The sequence below is a fragment of the Burkholderia sp. SIMBA_062 genome (assembly GCF_046534765.1).
GTDB lineage: Bacteria > Pseudomonadota > Gammaproteobacteria > Burkholderiales > Burkholderiaceae > Burkholderia > Burkholderia ambifaria.
Map to the genome: position 1 here is coordinate 1 of NZ_JAWRYD010000111.1, position 515 is coordinate 515.

1 protein-coding gene is annotated in these 515 nt (G+C 60.2%); it reads left to right on the forward strand.

The genetic code is table 11. From position 1 onward, the window contains the following. The coding region (locus SB786_RS35615) for a transposase (RefSeq protein WP_410731489.1) at window positions 1-510 on the forward strand (510 nt) is incomplete at its 5' end. Window positions 511-515 lie beyond the last annotated feature (5 nt).

Consider the following 515-nt stretch of genomic DNA (forward strand, 5'->3'; position numbering starts at 1 on the left):
GGGCTGACCGAGGCCATCAGTGCAGCCTATCCGCGGACAACCGTTCAGACCTGCATCGTGCATCTGATCCGCAACAGTCTGGAGTACGCCAGCTACAAGGACCGTAAGGCGCTCGCCGCAGCCCTGCGCCCGATCTACGCAGCCGCTAGCGAAGAGGCGGCAAGGCAGGCGTTACAGGACTTCGCCGACGGACCTTGGGGCGCGAAGTACCCGACGATCGTGCAGTCATGGCAACACGCGTGGGAGCACGTCATACCGTTCTTCGTGTTTCCGCCAGAGATCCGACGGGTTGTGTATACAACGAATGCCATTGAAAGTCTGAACATGCAACTGCGCAAGATCATCAAGACGCGCGGCCATTTCCCCAATGACGAGGCGGCGATCAAGCTGCTCTGGCTGGCGCTGCGCAACGTGCTGGCCAAGACTGTGCGGGCCGCGTTCGACTGGAAATCAGCGATGAACCAGTTTGCTATCCTGTTCGGCGAGCGATTCACGCAGGCGCGTGGATAACCTGT